Here is a 19,125-nt window from a genome sequence, read left to right on the forward strand (position 1 = left end):
AATGAAAAAATTACTAGAAATAAAGAATTTAAAATGGGTATTTATTTTATCTATCTTGTTTTCATTAAGTTCTTGCTTAGATGATTTAAATATAGCTCCTAAAGATGATGATCAATCCATTAGCGAAGCATTTTTTGCCAGCAATCCGGACTCTTACAAACAGTTTTTGGCAAAAATTTATGCTGGTTTTGTAGTTACAGGACAAGAAGGTCCTTCAGGACAATCTGATTTGGGTGGATCAGTAGATGAGGGATTTTCACAATACATGAGAGGATATTGGCAATGTCAGGAATTAACCACTGACGAAGCAATGATAGCTTGGGGTGAAAGTGATAACAAAACGATCAAAGACTTGAATTTTAATACTTGGGATAAAGACAACGTTTTTACCGAAGCATTTTTTGCCAGAGTATTTTTCCAAATAGGTTTGTGTAACGAATTTTTAAGAGAAACAAGTCCAGAAAAACTAAGCAGTAGAGGAGTAAGTGAAGACTTAAAAACTCAAATTACTAAATTCAGAGCAGAAGTTCGTTTTCTGAGAGCTTTAACTTATTATCACGGAATAGATATTTTTGGAAATGTTCCTTTTATGACAGATGCCGACTTTTTAGGAGTAAAACCTCCAATGCAAAATCGTGAATTTGTATTTGATTTTTTAATAAAAGAATTAGATGCTATTGATGCTGATTTAGCAGCTCCTAAATCTAATGAATACGGAAGAGCCGATAAAGCTGCTGCTTGGATGTTAAAAGCAAAATTATTGCTAAATTCAAAAGTATATACCAATAAAGAAAGAGGTGCCGAAGCACTTACAGCAGTTAATAAGGTAATTAGTTCGGGGTACATTATTATTGCTGATAGAACTAAATTATTCAAAGCTGACAATCATATCAATGGTGCCCAAAATGAAATTATTTTCCCTTTAGTTTCTGATGGTTTGAAATCTCAAACTTGGGGAGGGATGACTTATTTAGTTCATGGTTCCTGTGATAATGCTACTGGGGTATTATTAGGTGTAGATTCAGGATGGTTAGGGTATAGAGTTCGTAAAGAATTTGCTGAAACGGTTGGGACTAGTGACGCTAGAGTTACGTATGTTGCTGGAAATGTTGATCCAGCATCTATTACAAATCCAACGGTTGATACTAATCAAGACGCATTTAAACAAGGAAAAAAATTGACTAAGTTTACTAATGTAAGAGCAGATGGAGCCAAAGCTTCATCGGCAACCTTTCCTGATACTGATTTTCCTTTATTTAGAATGGGAGATGCTTACTTAATGTATGCTGAATTAGCCGCTAACGGTTTTGGTGATAAAACAGTAGCTATGGGGTATATCAATGATTTAAGAAAAAGAGCCAATATAAATGCCGCAACAGTAACTGCTAGCGAAGTAACGCCAGATTTAGTTTTGAACGAAAGAGCCAAAGAATTATACTGGGAAGGTTGCAGACGTCAAGATTTGATTCGATTTGGCAAATACTTAAGCGGATACAATTGGGAATGGAAAGGTGGAGTCCAAGCTGGAACTACTTTGCCTGAGTATAGACTCTTATTCGCTATTCCAGCAAATGAGTTAAGATCAAATTCTAATTTATCACAAAACACAGGCTATTAATATTCCCGTGTATTGATATTAAATAAATATATACAATGAAAAATATTTTAAAGATAACGGCTTTTGCATTTTTGCTTATTTCATTTGCTTCATGCACTGATACAATTGACCCAAAGGTTTCTCCTAATGGGTTCACGCTAAATGCACTGAATCCAACAGGTCCATTCGTTTTGTCTCCTTTAGATGGGGATAATTTATTGGCCACACTAACTTGGGGTCCTGCTGATAGTGGAGTTACTACAGTTTCTCCAAAATACACACTAGAAATTGCAAAAGCTGGTACGAATTTCGAAAAACCAATCGTAGCAAATACTCCTTCAACTGCCCTAACAGTGGTGTGGCAAGAAGGTTATATCAATGCAATCCTTTTAGCCAATGGATTTGTGCCAGATGCAGTGGCAGATATAGATATCAGAGTAAAATCGGTATTAGGAGAAAACACAAATAATTTTGTGCAATATTCTAATACGTTAAATATGAAGGTTACTCCTTTTGCTCAATTATTTTTGGCTTTTACAAAAGTGGGAGACAATCCTGCAAATGCGCCAAAAACAAAATCATCTAGTTTGTACACCAGTGATTGTGAAGGATATGCATGGTTGGAAGTAGGGACTTATAGATTTTACACTTCAGTAGGAGGCGTATTTCAATCATCAAATCCATATTATGGAGATAATGGTAGTGGCGCTTTAGTATTGAATGGAGCTGCTATTAATGTAACAACAGCAGGATTTTATTTGATAAAAGCAGATATTAGCAAAAGCCCAACAACTTATTCTTTGACAGTAAGTGAATGGGGAATATATGGTCTAGCAAAACCTAATCCAACCGGAGTAAATAGAAAAATGATTTACAATACAGCTACCAAAAAATGGGAACTCACTGTACTTTTAAATGGAGGTAAACCTTTCCGATTTAGAAATACAGCTTCTACCTTGATTTTAGGAGCATTTGACGAAACTAAAGTTGGGGCTAACTATGCCGGAACAGTTTTGAGTTACAACGGTAAAGATATTTATTTGGCGGGAACGACTGCTTCTACATATACCGTCACTCTGGATTTAAATACGCCAAGAGGGTATACTTATACGCTCGTTAAACAATAATTAAAAATCATTTAAAAAGGGCTGTTTTTTTGAACAGCCCTTTTTATAATTAAACGAATTTGGATATGAAAAAAATTATTTTTTTCTTTTTACTGATGACTACTGTTGGTTTCTCTCAAACCACAACAGTTCCATCACCTGCTTTGGCCGAAGGCCCAGTAACCATCAATTTTGACAAATCTGGAACTCCATTAGCCGCCACAACGGCTATTTATGCTCACATAGGTGTAAATGTTAATGGCACACGATGGCAAAATACTAAAGGAACTTGGGGAACTACTAATGCACCGCTATTGACTTTAGTATCTGGAACAACATATAAATTGGATTTAACTCCCGATTTATATACTTATTTTGGAGTGCCTACAACAAGTTCAATTACCGAAATTTGTGTAGTGTTCAGAAATGCGAATGGAAGTGTTCAAACATCGCCAGATATATTTATTTCTGTTGGTAATTTTCAAGCTACACTAACTTCGCCTGTTTTGTACAATACTATTATAAACTCTGGAAGCAGCTTAACTGTTGCGGCAAACAATACAAACGGGAATGCTAATTACAATTTATTTGCAAACGGAACAAGCATCAATACTTTTGTTGGTTCTTCGTATTCTTTTACAGATAATAATATACTTGCCAACAAAAGCTATGATTTACGAATCACACAAGGAGCCACCACCTTTTCGAAAAAATTTACAGTAATTGTAAATCCAGGAACTGTTTCTGAGACAATACCTGCAGGTTTAGTCGAAGGAATCAATTACAATACTGTCGACGCTACCAAAGCAACATTGGTTTTAGATGCGCCAGGAAAAGATTTTATTTATGTAGCTGGAAGTTTCAATAACTGGCAACCTGGAGCAACTTACGCCATGAAAAAAGATGCCACAGCAGGTTCAACTAAATTTTGGTTAGAACTCACAGGATTGGTTTCGGGAACAAATTATACTTACCAATATTGGGTGGTTGACGAGTCTCCTGTATCCGGTTCTCCAGTTTTAGTCAAAACAGCCGATCCCTATTCTACTTTGGTGTTGAATAAGGAGGATGATCCTTGGATTCCAGCAGGAAACTATCCAAATCTTCCGGCTTATCCAGCAGGCCAAGACAGAGAAGTTACCGTGTTGCAAACAGGACAAACACCTTATGCTTGGAGTGCTGCAACGACCAACTTTGTAAAACCAGAAAAAGACAAGCTAGTAGTTTACGAAGTATTGGTTCGTGATTTTGACGCCAACAGAAGTTATCAAAACCTGATTAACAAAATTGATTATTTCAAAAATTTAAAAATCAATGCTATCGAATTAATGCCAGTAATGGAGTTTGATGGTAACGAAAGCTGGGGCTACAACACTTCGTTTCATATGGCTTTAGACAAAGCGTATGGTCCAAGTTCTAAACTAAAAGAGCTTGTCGATTTGTGTCATCAAAACGGAATAGCAGTAATTCTGGATGTGGCTTTAAATCATGCTTTTGGAAGAAGCCCCATGGACAGAATGTGGATGAATGATCCTGACGGAGACGGTTGGGGAGGTCCAGCTTCTGATAATCCTTATTTTAATGTGTCTGCAATGCACAGTTATAATGTAGGAAATGATTATAATCATCAACTAACAAGAACGAAAACCTATGTAAAACGAGTAGTCAAACAATGGATCGAAGAATATAAAATTGACGGTTTTCGTTGGGATTTAACCAAAGGATTTACTCAAAATTGTCCCTCGGCTGTTGCTGGAGGTCAAGATAATTGTACAAATACTATTCAGCAAGATAGAGTAGACGTACTAAAGGAATATGTCGATTATTCTTGGAGTTTAGATCCAACTCATTACGCTATTTTTGAACATTTAGGAAATGACAACGAAGAGCAATTATGGGCAAATTATAGAATTGCTGAAACGCCAAGTAAAGGAGTGATGATGTGGGGCAAAATGACCAATGAATACAATCAATTGTCTATGGGGTATAATTCTTCAAACAATATTGAAAGAATGGGTTATGATGCACATGGTTTTACTGGAAAACGAGTTATGGGTTATGCCGAAAGTCATGATGAAGAACAATTAATGTACAAAAACGTAACTTTTGGTTTAAGTTCAAATCCTGCTCATAATGTAAAAAATTTAAATACTGCGCTATCCAGAATGTCAGCAATTGGTGCGGTTTCTCTTCTTGTTCCTGGGCCAAAAATGATTTGGCATTTTGGAGCTTTAGGTTGGGAAAAGTCTATTTGGACGTGTAATAATGGAACTGTAAACTCTGATTATGATGGTGGAGTTCCTCCGGGAGATTGCAAATTAGATACTAAGCCACAGCCTCAATGGGTAAACAATTGGCTGGGTGATATCAATAGAAATAAAATCTATTTTGATTGGGCAAAAATGATTAGCCTGAAAACTACCGAAGCTGTTTTTAATACCAATATTACTGCCAATAGTGGTTTTGATATTCAATCAGGAAATACTTTTACGCCTAAATTATTTATTTGGGATAATTCAATGTCTGCTACTCAATTAAAAAATGTAGTGGTGTTAACAAACTTTGATGTTAATTCTCAAAATGTCATTCCAAATTTTCCTTATATTGGAACTTGGTATAACTTAATGGATAACACTTCGTTTGAAGTGACAAGCACGACGGCAACAATTGCTATTGAAGCCGGTGGATATAGAATTTATGGCAATAAGCCTTCTACGTTAGGAACTGATACCTTCGAAGTAAATGGTGAAATATATTTGTACCCCAATCCAGCCACGAATTATTTTACGCTGAATGCCACTACTTCCAAAGTAGAAATATATTCTATTACAGGACAATTGGTCAAAAGTTTCAATGCAAATCAATCCAAAGAAAATCAATATCCAATTAGTGATTTGAATAGTGGAATCTACCTTGTAAAAGCAGTAGATGAAAACAACGAACAGAAAGTGATGAAGTTGTTAAAACTATAATATTCTTTTCCTCAAAAAATAAGGCTGTCCCCAAAAGACAGCCTTATTTTTTTGCTCTTTTTCGTTATTATTTTTGACAATATTAATAGTTGGTTTTAGATGGCTTATAAAAAAAACCAAAAATTAAAATCTTATCAACACGAAAACGTGGTAGTTGATTTTTTTTTGAAGTATTCATTTTTTATTCAGCTGTTTTTTATACTTTTATAAGATATTAATCTAAAAATAGTATCAATTATGAAAACAAAATTATTTTATTTATTTATTGCTGTGTTTTTATTTAGCTTCAGCGGTAAATCACAAACCTATCCAACAATTACCTTAATAGGTTCTGGAAATGGTGGATGGACTGATACGGCAGAAACACCGTTATTAACATCTGATGGGATTACCTATTCTTTGGTGGATAAAGTACTTACAGATGGGGAATTAAAATTCCGTGAAGGTAAATGTTGGACAACCGGATGTGCTCCTACTGTAACCAATACTTTTGGTTGGGGACCTACAGATGCTCAGTTTACAATTGATGGTGGTTGGCCTTCAGGAACAAATGCTACACCAGCAGATGGAGGAAAAAATATTGTAAGTAAAGCAGGGGTATGGACAATTACATTTGACAGAATAAATGGAACTTGGTCATTTGTACCAGGAACACCACTTCCTGTTATTAAACTTGTAGGAACTTCGGTATCAGCTGCAGGTGGAGCAAGTTTAACAACTGCAGATGGTATCATATTTACTGCAAAAAAAGTTACTTTGGTTCCTGGAACTTGTCAATTTAGTATCGATGCAGTTTTGGCTGGTGGTTTGACTTTCCCAACAGGTGATGCTTTATCGCCTACAGATATGATCCCTGTAAATACAACAGGAATTGATTATGATGTTACTTTTGATTACTCACTTTACAAATATACTTTTACTGTAGCAACTTTTCCTGGTATAAGTATCGTTGGAGATGGTACTGGTGTTGATGGATGGCCAGGTCAAGCTAATAATCCGGGACCTATTGACGTTCACCAAATGACTACAAATGATGGAGTTACTTACACTTTGAATAATCTTCCTATTGTTCCTGGTCAACTTTTGTTCCGAACTAATAATGGTTGGGATGTAAAATATGGAGATGCTCCTTTCCCTACAGGATCTGGAAATGGTGCAAATAATATTGTGGTACCAGCAGGAAATGCAGGGACATACAATGTTACTTTAAATGCAAATACTAAAGCATATGCTTTCACTAAAATTACCTATTCAATTGTTGGTACTGGAGTTGGTGGATGGCCAGGAGAAACTGGAAATCCTGGGCCAATTGATAATCATCAATTATCAACTGTTGATGGTGTAAACTATACTTCAACTGGTTTAGTTGTAATAGCTGGAGGTGCAAAATTCCGTCTAAACAATGCTTGGGCTGGTGGTGACTGGGGAGGAGATGGGTTTCCTGCAGGAACAAAAACTGGAAACAATATACCTACAGTTGCTGGAACTTATAACTTAACAGTTAATGTATTAACTGGAGCTTATGATTTTGGAACAGCTTTAGCTGTTACTAAATTTGATACTAAAAGTTTCAAAGCGTATCCAAACCCAACAAAAGGGAGCTGGAACATCACTTCAAATGACGAAATAACTTCAGTACAAGTATATGATGTACAAGGAAAAGCAGTTTACACAAAATTCGGAGCTTCTAAAGAAGTTTCTGTTAATGCTTCTGAACTTTCAAAAGGAGTTTATTTTGCAAAAGTGGCAACTGCAAATGGTGAATCTACACTTAAATTAGTGAAAGAATAAACCTAACTTAATAATTGAATTAATCCCTTACTGTAAATTACAGTAAGGGATTTTTTTTGGGAGAAACTTTTTAAGGTTTTATTGGTTTGTCAAGTCGAGCGCAGTCGAGACTCAATAACTGCTTTGATTCAATGAGAATTTTTAAAATACAAAAGACATAACAAAAGCAATTCTATCGTTTAAAAAATATTTTTATCACAAACAAAAGCACTATAAAAAGGGCAAAACCAATCAAAATCTTGAAATTCCCTTTGTAGAATACTTGGTGTAATTTGGCATCTTTTCTATAAGCATAAATCATTGCGATTATAAAAACAACAACAAAAAAACCGGCGAACAACATCTGACCTTGACTAAACATAGTATAAATTTTTGGGTAAATTTAGGAATTTGTTTAAGAAAAGTTACTAATTTGCCAACTCATTTAATCAAATAAAATTATGCAAAAACAAATCAACGCAGTCAAAGAGTTTCATACGACTTTCAAAATTGATTATAGTGAAAATCCAATAGCCGATTTGGGCGAAACTAAAAACCTTCTTCGTTACAATTTGATGAAAGAAGAAAACGAGGAATACCTTGAAGCAGTTCAGAATAATGATTTAATAGAAATTGCCGATGCTTTGGGCGATATGATGTACATTCTTTGCGGAACCATTATAGAACACGGATTGCAACACAAAATCGAAGAAGTTTTCGACGAAATCCAACGTTCCAATATGAGTAAATTGGATGAAAACGGAAAACCCATTTATCGCGAAGACGGAAAAGTAATGAAAGGTCCGAATTATTTCAAACCCGATTTCTCGAAAATACTTGGAGGAAGGTAACAGATTGCAGTTTTCAGTTAGCAGTAACAGAAGATTGCAGATAGCAGGAAAAAAAAGGTAGCAGATAGCAGTTTTCAGATAGCAGAAAAAAAGGTTGCAGATTTCAGATAGCAGAAAAAAAAAGTAGCAGATTTTAGATACCAGAAAAAAAGGTAGCAGATTTCAAAAATAAAAAAGCAGTTTAAAAATGAAATCAATCATCTTTAAACTGCTTTTACTATTTGTACTATTTATTAAAATCTGCTACCTGCAATCTGCATCCTGAATCCCTGCAACCTGAAATCTGCATCCTGCATCCTGCAACCTGCAACCTGAAATCTGCAACCTGCAATCTACACTTTAACAGTCCACCCAAAAGTATCTTCGGCGAGTTTGTGTTGAATGTTGGTCAATTTGTCTTTTAGTTGCAATGCAATTGAATTTTCGATTTTTGGTAATTCATAGTACACATCCTGATACGAAAATCCAATGATTGGGTTTACAACAGCAGCTGTTCCTGCGCCAAATATTTCTTTTAAAGTACCGTTTTTAGCACCTTCAACTAATTCTGAAACTAGAACGGGACGAACTTCTACATTGATTCCTTCGCGTTTTGCCAAGTCAATAAGACTTTTTCTGGTTACACCATCCAAAATTCTTTCGCTAGTTGGTGCGGTAAATAAAGTATCGTTTATTCTGAAAAACACATTCATTGTTCCAGCTTCTTCCAGTTTGGTATGCGTGGCGTCATCAGTCCAAATCACTTGTTGGAAACCTGCTTTGTTTGCTAAATTGGTTGGATAAAATTGTGCAGCATAATTCCCAGCCGCTTTTGCAGCTCCAATTCCACCATTGGCAGCTCTACTGAAATGTTCCGCAATCAATACTTTTACTTCACCAGAATAATACGCTTTTGCAGGCGATAAAAGAATCATAAATTTATAATCCTCAGACGGATTGGCAATTACTCCAGTTCCTGTCGCTATCATAAAAGGTCTGATGTACATTGTATTTCCTTTGCCTTTTTGAATCCAGGCTTCATCTAATTTCAATAACTGATGTAACCCTTCCATAAAGATTTCCTCTGGGACTTCTGGCATAGCCATTCTTGTTGCAGAGTTATTAAAACGGTGGTAGTTTTCATCAGGTCTGAATAACCAAACGGAATCATTATCATCTTTGTAGGCTTTCATTCCCTCAAAAACAGCTTGTCCGTAATGAAAAACTTTTGCCGAAGGATCTAATAAAAAGGGAGCATAAGGTTTGATAGTTGGTTTTTGCCATGCTCCATTTTTGAAATCACATTCAAATAAATGGTCGGTAAAAACTTCGCCAAAATGCAAATTATCAAAATCTATATCTTTTATTTTTGAAGTCGAAGCTTTTGTGATTTCTATTTTATTGGTTTGCGTTGCGCTCATAATTAGGTATTCATTTTAAACATATTTTAATAAAAGAGAGATGATTCAACAGGAATGAATCGTTTGCAAAATTAAACAAAAAACATCATATTAGTTATCAAAAAAATTGTATTTATGACATTAAACTGAGATTTATATATATTTCAAAAAAAATATAAAATGTGGAGTTGAATTTACGGAATATCTAATAAATAAGAAACATTAATGGGTATCCTAAATTGGATTTAATTAAATTTGACTTTTTTAAACCTTTACTCAAAACCAAAAAAACAACTAATCTTTGAAAAGAAATATAATTAAAACCCGAGACGGCTCTACAACCATACATATTGAAGAATGGGATGAGTGTTATCATTCTCGATTTGGAGCCATTCAAGAAGCGCAGCATGTTTTTATAAAAAAGGGGCTTTCATTGTTCGAAAACAAGTCGGTTTCTATTTTAGAAATTGGATTTGGAACGGGTTTGAATGCTTTTATCACTTTTTTGGAATATCCAAAATTCAATCAAAAAGTAAATTACGTGGGAGTCGAAGCCTTTCCCGTTTCTATAGAAGAAGCGGAAATGATGAATTATGTAGCGGAATTAAATGCTGAATCCTACAGCTTTATTTTTGAAAAATTACATCAATGCAATTGGGAAGAGCCTAATGATTTGAATGAAGACTTTGTATTTACAAAAAGGAAGCAATTTTTTGCAGACATTGATGATATTCAAAAATTTGACTTGATTTATTTTGATGCTTTTGGTTACGATGTGCAGCCCGAATTGTGGAGTGTGGCAATTTTCAAGAAAATGTTCCAAGCGCTCCAAGTAAACGGAGTTTTAGTTACTTATGCTGCCCGTGGAATAATAAAAAGGAATATGATTGAAGCTGGTTTTGCTGTCGAAAAGCACGAAGGAGCGCCAGGAAAAAGAGAAATGTTTCGTGCAAGAAAAGGGTGATTTTTTATTTTAAATTAAGCTATTTCATACAATAAAACCGCATCACAATTCATTGTTAATTTTTGTGTTTGTCAAAAACAATTGCCTATTTTTACAATGTTCTATTATCAATTCTAATCCTTAATCTATATTAATTATGTCTAAAGTAATGTTTGATTATACTAAAACAGTTCTAGAAAGAGTAAGTTTTGATGTCACACTATTTTGCAAAGAATTAGAAAAAGCAATAAAATCATTGTTACCCTACGAAATGGAGTTGTTGCGAGAATGGTTACTAAACTTCATCATCGAAAAACCAGAATTAAAACAATGTTTACTAATTGTGAACAACTAAAATAAAAAAGGCTGCCTCGAAAAGAGACAGCCTTTGCTTTTGAATTCAATATTTTTTACAATCTACCTTCTTTAATTTCATCTACAATTTCAGGATTTAATAAAGTACTCGTGTCTCCAAAATTTGAGAAATCACCTTCGGCTATTTTGCGCAAAATGCGACGCATAATTTTACCAGAACGGGTTTTTGGCAAGCCTGATACAAATTGAATTTTATCCAGCTTTGCAATTGGCCCTATGTGATCCGAAATATGTTGGTTGATCTCTTTGGTCAAGTTGGCTCTATCTCTATATTCTCCAGATTCTTTTAGGATAACAAAACCATACAAAGCATTTCCTTTGACATCGTGTGGAAAACCTACAACGGCACTTTCGGCAACTGCTGGATGTTCGTTTATCGCATCTTCGATTGGAGCTGTTCCCAGATTATGCCCAGAAACGATAATCACATCATCTACACGACCTGTAATTCTATAATACCCTACTTCATCACGCAATGCTCCGTCTCCAGTGAAGTATTTTCCTGGAAAAGCACTGAAATATGTGTCTTTATACCTTTGATGATCTCCCCAAATAGTTCTGGCAATTCCTGGCCAAGGAAATTTAATACAAAGGCTTCCAGTTACTTGATTGTCTTCTATTTCGTTGCGTTTTTCATCCATTAAAACCACTTGAATTCCTGGTAGAGGCAAAGAAGCGTATGTTGGTTTTGTTGGCGTTATAAAAGCTAAGGCTGAAATCAAAATTCCTCCAGTTTCTGTTTGCCACCAAGTATCAACGAGTGGACAACGTTTTCCGCCAACGTGGTCGTTGTACCAGTGCCAAGCTTCCTCATTGATAGGTTCTCCCACAGAGCCAATAACTTTTAGCGATTTTAGTGGATATTTTTGTACGTAGGACAAATTTTCTTTTGCCAAAGAACGAATGGCGGTTGGAGCGGTGTAAAACTGAGTCACTTTATGTTTTTCTATGATTTCCCAAAAACGACTAAAATCAGGATAAGTTGGAACTCCTTCAAACATGACTGTAGTTGCACCATTCAATAATGGACCATATAAAATATAGGAATGTCCAGTAATCCAGCCAATATCTGCAGTACACCAAAACACATCATTTTCTTCGTAATTGAAAACATTTTTAAAAGAATAAGCGGTGTAAACCATGTACCCAGCAGTAGTATGCACCATTCCTTTTGGTTTTCCTGTGGAGCCAGAAGTATAAAGAATAAATAAGGGATCTTCAGAATCCATTATTTCGGCTATGCAATTGTCTGACGCAGCTTCAGTAAGTGGTTGTAGCCATTGGTCACGACCTTCTTTCATTTTGATAGAAGAGTTGGTTCTTTTGACTACCAATACATTTTCTACAGAAGGACAATTTAGTAGAGCTTCATCGATGATTCCTTTCAAATCGATTGTTTTTTCGCCTCTAAATCCACCATCCGAAGTGATAACCATTTTGCATTCACTATCGTTGATTCTTGTGGCTACAGCCGAAGCTGAAAATCCAGCAAATACAACCGAATGGATGGCGCCAATTCTAGCACAAGCCAGAACCGAAACTGCAATCTCAGGAATCATTGGCAAATAGATACAAACTCTATCGCCTTTTTTTATGCCTTGTTCACGAAGCACATTAGCCATTTTTGAAACCCTTGAATACAAATCGTTATAGGTAATATGTTCCGCTGAATCATTGGGATTGTTGGGTTCAAAAATAATAGCTGTTTTTTCGCCTCGCTTTGAAAGATGTCTATCCAGACAGTTTTTTACAATATTGACCTTGGCATCAACAAACCATTTAATTTTAGCCTCAGCCATATCAAACTCAACTATTTTTTCAGATTCTTGGTACCAAGTAAAGTTTTCTGAAGCAATCTTACTCCAAAATTTTCTTGGCTCTCGAACAGATTTATTATAGTGTTTGAAGTATTGTTCTAAATTCTCGATTTTGTAGTAACTCATTATATTTTTATTTTTGGGTGTAAAAGTCTTAAATTAATTATGTTGGAAACAAATTTAAATTCTATTTCTGTAGAAGAGAAAGTAAAGATACTGATTTAACAACAAATTATGTTCAATATTATAAAGGCAATACTTTTCGCCCTATTTTTTCATTGATTACGATAGCTGCTCCTTCATAAAAAGCAAAAAAGCCACATAGAATCCCTTCGTAACCTGCAATCGTATGAATGGATTCATTACCAGTGAAACTTGCTGCAGAAAGAAGAGCAAACAAAATGACTAATGAGCCAAAAATAAGTTTGCCAATAGTATTTCCATTCAATGTTCCGATAAAGAAGGCTAAAGTAAATAAACCCCAAAGTCCCAAATAACAACCCATAGATGCACCGTCAGGTTTTGTAACTCCCATTAAAGGAAGAATCCAAATGGCAACTAGTGACAACCAAAAGAAACCGTAGGAGGTAAATGCCGCCATCCCAAAACCATTTCCTTTTTTCCATTCCATAATTCCTGCAATGACTTGTTGCGTTCCGCCAAAAAACAGTCCCATTCCCATAATCATTGAGTTGACTTCATAGAAACCCGCATTGTGAATGTTCAAAAGAATAGTAGTCATCCCGAAACCAAAAAGGCCTAATGGTGCTGGATTGGCTGTTGTGTCTTTGATAATTTGTTCCATAATAAAAGTAAGTTGTTTTTTGGTTAGAAATAATATAAATTTTTAAAATCCATCAATCTTTTAAAGATAGATTTCACAAATATATCAAACCTGTTGGATTTTTCGAATATTTTTTTGTAAGCCTTCCTACTTTCGAATTACGATAACAGAGTTGATTTTTAATTAATTTTGAAGTAAAAGAAGTTATGTTCCAAAAAATTTTGAAAATCAAAACGGATGTTATTGGTTTTTTTTGGGTTCTAAAAATTCAAATAGTGGAAGTCAGTTGCCGTAATTTCTAATATGATAATTATCATTTTTTTTTAGTTGTATTGCCTCTACCTTTGAATGAATATAAAAATAACATATAAAATTTAATAAAATGGCAAATGAAACAAAAGCCCCAAAATACGTCTATTCTTTTGGTGGTGGCAAAGCTGATGGCAATGAATCTATGAAAAACTTATTGGGAGGAAAAGGAGCGAATCTAGCCGAAATGGCAGGTCATCCTAATCTTATGTTACCTGTTCCCCCAGGATATACGCTCACTACCGAAGTATGTACCGCATATTACGACAATAAAAAAAAATACCCAGCTGAACTTCAAGCGCAAGCAGTTAAAGCCCTGGCAGCTGTAGAAAAAATAATGGGCAAAAAATTTGGCGATCTAAACAATCCGTTATTGCTTTCTGTTCGTTCTGGTGCTAGAAAATCAATGCCAGGAATGATGGATACCGTTTTGAATATTGGACTCAACGAACAAACTATAGAAGGGGTTATCAAACAGTCGGGTGATGCTCGTTTTGCCTATGATGCTTACCGTCGTTTGATTATGATGTATGCCGATGTGGTGATGGAAAAAGCCGCCGGAATTGAGCCAAAAGACGGAAAAGGAATTCGAAAAGTATTAGACGAAAAATTAGAAAAAGTAAAACACAAACAAGGATATCAATTTGATACCGATTTAACTGTAGCCGAATTAAAAGCATTGGTAAAAGAATTTAAAGCGACCATAATTAAAGTGCTTGGACAACCCTTTCCAGAAGATCCTAATGAACAATTATGGGGAAGCATTGGAGGCGTATTTAGCAGTTGGATGGGAAAAAGAGCTATCGAATACCGTCGCATCGAAAATATTCCACACCAATGGGGAACTGCAGTAAATGTACAAGCCATGGTTTTTGGAAATATGGGAGATTCAAGTGCTACGGGTGTTGCTTTTACTAGAAATCCAGGAAATGGAGAAGATTATTTTTATGGAGAATATTTAATCAATGCTCAAGGTGAAGATGTGGTTGCAGGTATTAGAACTCCAGCTCCAGTAAATGACAAATCTAAAAATGACCATAGCAGACTACTGCCAACTCTTGAAGAAATAATGCCTGTGGCTTACAAACAACTGTTCGAAATTCAAAACAGATTGGAAAATCATTACAAAGACATGCAAGATATTGAGTTTACTATCGAAAAAGGAACGCTCTATATGTTACAATGCCGAATCGGAAAACGTAATGGGGTTGCCGCTGTAAAAATTGCCAGCGATATGTACAATTCTAAATTAATTGATGCCAATACTGCCGTGATGCGAGTGGGACCAAACCAATTAGTCGAATTGTTATTACCGATGTTAAATCCAGAAATTCAAAAAATAACCAAAGCAGTAGCAAAAGGATTGCCTGCTGGGCCAGGTGGAGCAATAGGACGTGTTGTTTTCTCGTCTAATGATGCTGTTGAATGGGCTAGCCGTGGCGAAAAAGTAATCTTGGTAAGAGAAGAAACCTCTCCTGAAGATGTAGATGGAATGCACAAATCGCAAGCCATCTTGACCACAAAAGGAGGAATGACATCACACGCTGCATTAGTAGCCAGAGGTTGGGGAAAATGTTGTATCGTGGGTTGTAATGATATCCAAATAAATAGTGAAACCAAATCGTTTAGAGCCAACGATGGTACTTTTATCAAAGAAGGAGATTGGTTGAGTTTAGATGGAACAAAAGGGCTGGTTTACTTAGGAAGTATGGAATTGGTTGACGTAGATTTAGATAAAAATCAATCGTACAAAAACCTAATGAAATTGGTAGACAAAACCAAAGTAATTGGTGTTCGTACCAATGCTGAAACTCCAGGTGATGCGGAACAAGGTGCAAAATTTGGAGCCGAAGGAATTGGACTTTTCCGAACAGAGCATATGTTTTACGGCGAAGGAAGTGACCAACCTTTATTTTTATTACGCAAAATGATTGTGAGCAAAACCGAAAAAGAAAGAAGAGAAGCTTTGAATGGTTTGTTCAAATTTGTAAAAAAAGATATCAAAAGAACTTTAGGCGTAATGAGTGGTTTTCCAGTGACAATTCGGTTACTCGATCCGCCATTGCACGAATTTGTTCCTCACGATAAAGAAAAATTGATTCAGTTAAGCAAAGAATTAGGAATCAGTATGAGTGTTTTGAACCGAAGAGTTTTGGCGCTACACGAAAATAATCCAATGCTAGGTCATAGAGGTGTTCGTTTAGGAGTGAGTTATCCTGAAATTACCGAAATGCAAATTAGAGCGATCTTTGAAGCCTCGGCTGAGTTGATTCAGGAAGGTAAAAAAGCAATGCCAGAAATTATGGTTCCTGTGACTTGTTCGAAAAATGAATTAAAACATCAAAGAGCAATAGTGGATGCTGTTTACAAAGAAACTTGTGAAAAATTAGGCGTTAAAGAAATACCTTATTTATACGGAACAATGATCGAAATCCCTCGTGCCGCTCTAAAAGCTGATAGTATGGCCGAAGAAGCTGATTTCTTTAGCTTTGGAACCAACGATTTAACACAAATGAGTTTTGGTTTCAGTCGTGATGATATTGGTGGATTCCTTCCTAAATATCTTGACCTTGGAATTCTTCCAGACGATCCTTTCCAAACCATTGACCAAGAAGGGGTGGGAGAGTTGATAAAAATTGGAGTAGAAAGAGGCCGTAAAACCAAACCAAATTTAAAAGTTGGTATTTGTGGTGAACACGGTGGCGACCCTGAAAGTGTTGTTTTCTGTCACAAAATTGGGATGAACTATGTAAGTTGTTCTCCTTTCCGTGTGCCAATAGCACGATTAGCAGCAGCGCAAGCAGCTTTGCAATTTCCAAGAAAATAAATTTTAATTACCTGAATATTTATAATGAATGACGGCATCCTGAAAAGGGTGTCGTTTTTTTGTTTAAATCGGAAATAATTATTTAGGCTCAGGCATTAATTTATTTAAAAACCGTATAATTTAGGAGTAAAATTTAAAATTACCCGATCGCTCTGATATAACAAAATAATCTCTCGAACGATAGCGGATTTGTAACCCTAGCGGTTCGCTTTTATTGTTCTCCACTGACGCTACAATCCAACTAGAAACCTAAAATTTAACAATTATTAATAATAAAAATAAATTAATTAAATTGTTAAAAATATTAATATTATTTATTTTAAAATGATTATATTTGAGAAGTATTAAATTATATCGTTATGAAAACAAGAATTATATATTTTTGTATTGATATTTTTTTAGTTAGCTTTACTGCATCGGCACAATTTACAATCCTCCCGGATTTTAATTTCGAGAAAAAATTAATTGCTCTTGGCATAGATTCTGGTATTCCCGATGGAAAAGTTCTAACTGTAAATGTAAGAACAGTAAGTAATTTAAATGTATCAAGTAATTCAATTAGAGATTTAACTGGAATTCAAGACTTTACGTCATTGAAGGTTTTGTATTGTTACTCCAATCAACTCACTGTACTTGATGTTTCAAAAAATGTAGCGCTGACTGCTTTGTATTGTTACTCGAATCAACTCGCCGAACTTGATTTTGATGAAAATGTAGCATTGAAGTCTTTATATTGTTACTCTAATCAGCTGACCAATCTTGATGTTTCAAAAATTGTAGCGTTGACTTTTTTAAATTGTTCCTTTAATCTACTAAGCACTCTTGATATTACTAAAAATGAAGCTTTGACTGATTTATACTGTCAATCCAATCAACTAGTCACTCTTGATGTAGCAAAAAATTTAGCTTTAAGGGCTTTAGCTTGTCACTCTAATCAACTCAACGTTCTTGATGTTACTACAAATGGAGCATTGACTAATTTAATGTGTAGCTTAAATCAACTCACTACTCTAGATGTTTCTGAAAATGGAGCGTTGACTAATTTAGAGTGTTCTTTAAATCAAATTGCCAATCTTGATATTTCTAAAAATGGAGCATTGACTAATTTGGAATGTGAATCAAATCAACTCACTGCTCTTGATATTTCTAAAAATATAGCGTTGATTAATTTGGAGTGTAGTTCGAATCAACTTACAGCTATTGATGTTACTAAAAATATTGGGTTGACTGCCTTAGAGTGTAACTCGAATCAACTAAAGTATCTGGATGTCTCTAAAAATCTAGCACTAAATACTTTACTTTGCAACTCTAATCAACTCGCCTTTCTTGATGTTTCTAAAAATGTAGCTTTGACTAATTTATATTGTCACTCTAATCAATTAACAGCTCTTGATGTTTCTAAAAATGTAGGTTTGACTAATTTAGAGTTTTCCTCTAATCAACTCACAGCTATTGATATTTCTAAAAATGTAGCGTTAATTAATTTAGAATTTACCTCCAATCAACTCACCGCTCTTGATGTTGTTAAAAATGTAGCGTTGAAGACTTTATATTGTGGCTCCAATCAACTCACGGCCCTTGATGTTACTAAAAATGTAGCGTTGAAGACTTTATATTGTGGCTCTAATCAACTTACCGCCCTTGATGTTACTAATAGTTTAGCGTTGAAGACTTTATATTGTGGTTCTAATCAACTTGCCACTCTTGATGTTTCTAAAAATGTAGCCTTGGCTTATTTATATTGTCACTCTAATCAACTCGCTGCTCTTGACGTTTCAAAAAATATAGGGTTGCGGACTTTATATTCGGGCGCTAATAAACTCACGGCTCTTGATGTTTCTAAAAATGTAGTATTGAAAATTTTATATTGTCACTTTAATCAACTAACAGCTCTTGATGTTTCTAAAAATGTAGCGTTGACTAATTTAAGTTGTAGTTCCAATTCCCTATTGAGTTTGAATTTGAAAAATGGGAATAACACTGTTTTTGACAAAGGATATTTGTATTTCAAAGGTAACCTTAAGCTTACTTGTATACTAGTGGATGACAAAATGTATTCGGATATAAATTGGTCGACTTTAAAAGATACCGGGGCAAGCTATGAAACACTTTGCACAACTTTAGGACTCGAAAACACCTTTTTTAATGCCGTTTCTATCTACCCCAATCCAACCAAAGGAGAAATACATATTGACAATGTTGTTTTGCAAAAATCCAGTGTATATGATGTGTTGGGAAAATTGGTAAAAACGAAATCGTTTGGCGCAGCCACTAACAACACCATCGATTTGGAAAGTTTGACCAAAGGTATTTATTACCTTTATTTGCAAGCTGAAATCGCCAATATAACCAAAAAAATCATTGTAGAATAGTGTACCTCTTTTATATAGGGTGA

At 35.1% G+C, this 19,125-nt stretch carries 13 protein-coding genes; 9 read left to right on the forward strand and 4 right to left on the reverse strand.

From position 1 onward, the window contains the following. The first annotated feature begins 1 nt into the window (after window position 1). The 4 genes from FNW17_RS08680 (at window position 2) to FNW17_RS08695 (ending at window position 7,466) form a co-directional block, all read left to right on the forward strand. Window positions 2-1,618 carry a RagB/SusD family nutrient uptake outer membrane protein gene (locus FNW17_RS08680; protein ID WP_143389652.1) on the forward strand — a complete coding sequence of 539 codons (1,617 nt, stop codon included), beginning with the start codon at window positions 2-4 and terminating at the stop codon, window positions 1,616-1,618. Window positions 1,619-1,653: 35 nt separating this feature from the next. Next, complete coding sequence (locus FNW17_RS08685) at window positions 1,654-2,724, forward strand: SusE domain-containing protein (RefSeq protein ID WP_143389653.1); 1,071 nt, start codon at window positions 1,654-1,656, stop codon at window positions 2,722-2,724. A gap of 65 nt (window positions 2,725-2,789) precedes the next feature. Beyond that, window positions 2,790-5,675 (forward strand): alpha-amylase family glycosyl hydrolase, encoded by a 2,886-nt coding sequence (locus FNW17_RS08690; RefSeq protein ID WP_143389654.1) that lies wholly within the window; start codon window positions 2,790-2,792, stop codon window positions 5,673-5,675. A gap of 237 nt (window positions 5,676-5,912) precedes the next feature. Beyond that, window positions 5,913-7,466, forward strand: a complete 1,554-nt coding sequence (locus FNW17_RS08695) for a T9SS type A sorting domain-containing protein (protein WP_144071438.1) — start codon at window positions 5,913-5,915, stop codon at window positions 7,464-7,466. A gap of 172 nt (window positions 7,467-7,638) precedes the next feature. Here FNW17_RS08695 and FNW17_RS08700 read toward each other — a convergent pair whose 3' ends face one another. Beyond that, window positions 7,639-7,827 (reverse strand): hypothetical protein, encoded by a 189-nt coding sequence (locus FNW17_RS08700; protein ID WP_143389656.1) that lies wholly within the window; start codon window positions 7,825-7,827, stop codon window positions 7,639-7,641. Between the two features lie 79 nt (window positions 7,828-7,906). On the opposite strand from FNW17_RS08700, the gene FNW17_RS08705 reads away from it, so the two are divergent. Next, a complete protein-coding gene (locus tag FNW17_RS08705) occupies window positions 7,907-8,296 on the forward strand; it encodes a pyrophosphohydrolase domain-containing protein (protein ID WP_143389657.1) in 390 nt (129 codons plus the stop codon). A 332-nt stretch (window positions 8,297-8,628) separates the two neighbouring features. On the opposite strand, the gene FNW17_RS08710 is transcribed toward FNW17_RS08705, so the two are convergent. After that, the gene (locus FNW17_RS08710) at window positions 8,629-9,696 is read right to left on the reverse strand and encodes a branched-chain amino acid aminotransferase (protein ID WP_144071439.1); all 1,068 of its coding nucleotides are present in this window, start codon (window positions 9,694-9,696) and stop codon (window positions 8,629-8,631) included. Window positions 9,697-9,976: 280 nt separating this feature from the next. On the opposite strand from FNW17_RS08710, the gene mnmD reads away from it, so the two are divergent. Further along, window positions 9,977-10,639, forward strand: a complete 663-nt coding sequence (gene mnmD, locus FNW17_RS08715; RefSeq protein WP_144071440.1) for a tRNA (5-methylaminomethyl-2-thiouridine)(34)-methyltransferase MnmD — start codon at window positions 9,977-9,979, stop codon at window positions 10,637-10,639. Between the two features lie 136 nt (window positions 10,640-10,775). Continuing rightward, window positions 10,776-10,973: a hypothetical protein gene (locus FNW17_RS08720; protein WP_144071441.1), complete on the forward strand. Its 198-nt coding sequence runs from the start codon at window positions 10,776-10,778 to the stop codon at window positions 10,971-10,973. Window positions 10,974-11,028: 55 nt separating this feature from the next. Here the strand turns inward: FNW17_RS08720 and acs are convergent, their stop codons facing one another. Then, window positions 11,029-12,939, reverse strand: coding sequence for an acetate--CoA ligase (gene acs / locus FNW17_RS08725; RefSeq protein WP_262710847.1), 1,911 nt, complete (start codon window positions 12,937-12,939; stop codon window positions 11,029-11,031). Between the two features lie 115 nt (window positions 12,940-13,054). Next, window positions 13,055-13,615 (reverse strand): acetate uptake transporter, encoded by a 561-nt coding sequence (locus tag FNW17_RS08730; RefSeq protein ID WP_143389662.1) that lies wholly within the window; start codon window positions 13,613-13,615, stop codon window positions 13,055-13,057. A 361-nt stretch (window positions 13,616-13,976) separates the two neighbouring features. Between FNW17_RS08730 and ppdK the strand changes: the two genes are divergently transcribed. Next, on the forward strand, window positions 13,977-16,730 hold the full coding sequence (gene ppdK / locus FNW17_RS08735; protein WP_144071442.1) for a pyruvate, phosphate dikinase: 2,754 nt from the start codon (window positions 13,977-13,979) through the stop codon (window positions 16,728-16,730). Window positions 16,731-17,089: 359 nt separating this feature from the next. After that, a complete protein-coding gene (locus FNW17_RS08740; protein WP_144071443.1) occupies window positions 17,090-19,102 on the forward strand; it encodes a T9SS type A sorting domain-containing protein in 2,013 nt (670 codons plus the stop codon). The last annotated feature ends 23 nt before the right edge of the window (window positions 19,103-19,125 follow it).

It is taken from the genome of Flavobacterium franklandianum (assembly GCF_007097365.1).
GTDB classification, from domain to species: Bacteria; Bacteroidota; Bacteroidia; order Flavobacteriales; family Flavobacteriaceae; genus Flavobacterium; species Flavobacterium franklandianum.

What these genes read in the sequence shown, in the direction of transcription:
- FNW17_RS08680 (WP_143389652.1), top strand. Translation starts at nt 2, where the DNA reads ATGAAAAAATTACTAGAAATAAAGAATTTAAAATGGGTATTTATTTTA.
- FNW17_RS08685 (WP_143389653.1), top strand. Translation starts at nt 1,654, where the DNA reads ATGAAAAATATTTTAAAGATAACGGCTTTTGCATTTTTGCTTATTTCA.
- FNW17_RS08690 (WP_143389654.1), top strand. Translation starts at nt 2,790, where the DNA reads ATGAAAAAAATTATTTTTTTCTTTTTACTGATGACTACTGTTGGTTTC.
- FNW17_RS08695 (WP_144071438.1), top strand. Translation starts at nt 5,913, where the DNA reads ATGAAAACAAAATTATTTTATTTATTTATTGCTGTGTTTTTATTTAGC.
- FNW17_RS08700 (WP_143389656.1), bottom strand. Translation starts at nt 7,827, where the DNA reads ATGTTTAGTCAAGGTCAGATGTTGTTCGCCGGTTTTTTTGTTGTTGTT.
- FNW17_RS08705 (WP_143389657.1), top strand. Translation starts at nt 7,907, where the DNA reads ATGCAAAAACAAATCAACGCAGTCAAAGAGTTTCATACGACTTTCAAA.
- FNW17_RS08710 (WP_144071439.1), bottom strand. Translation starts at nt 9,696, where the DNA reads ATGAGCGCAACGCAAACCAATAAAATAGAAATCACAAAAGCTTCGACT.
- FNW17_RS08720 (WP_144071441.1), top strand. Translation starts at nt 10,776, where the DNA reads ATGTCTAAAGTAATGTTTGATTATACTAAAACAGTTCTAGAAAGAGTA.
- FNW17_RS08730 (WP_143389662.1), bottom strand. Translation starts at nt 13,615, where the DNA reads ATGGAACAAATTATCAAAGACACAACAGCCAATCCAGCACCATTAGGC.
- ppdK (WP_144071442.1), top strand. Translation starts at nt 13,977, where the DNA reads ATGGCAAATGAAACAAAAGCCCCAAAATACGTCTATTCTTTTGGTGGT.
- FNW17_RS08740 (WP_144071443.1), top strand. Translation starts at nt 17,090, where the DNA reads ATGAAAACAAGAATTATATATTTTTGTATTGATATTTTTTTAGTTAGC.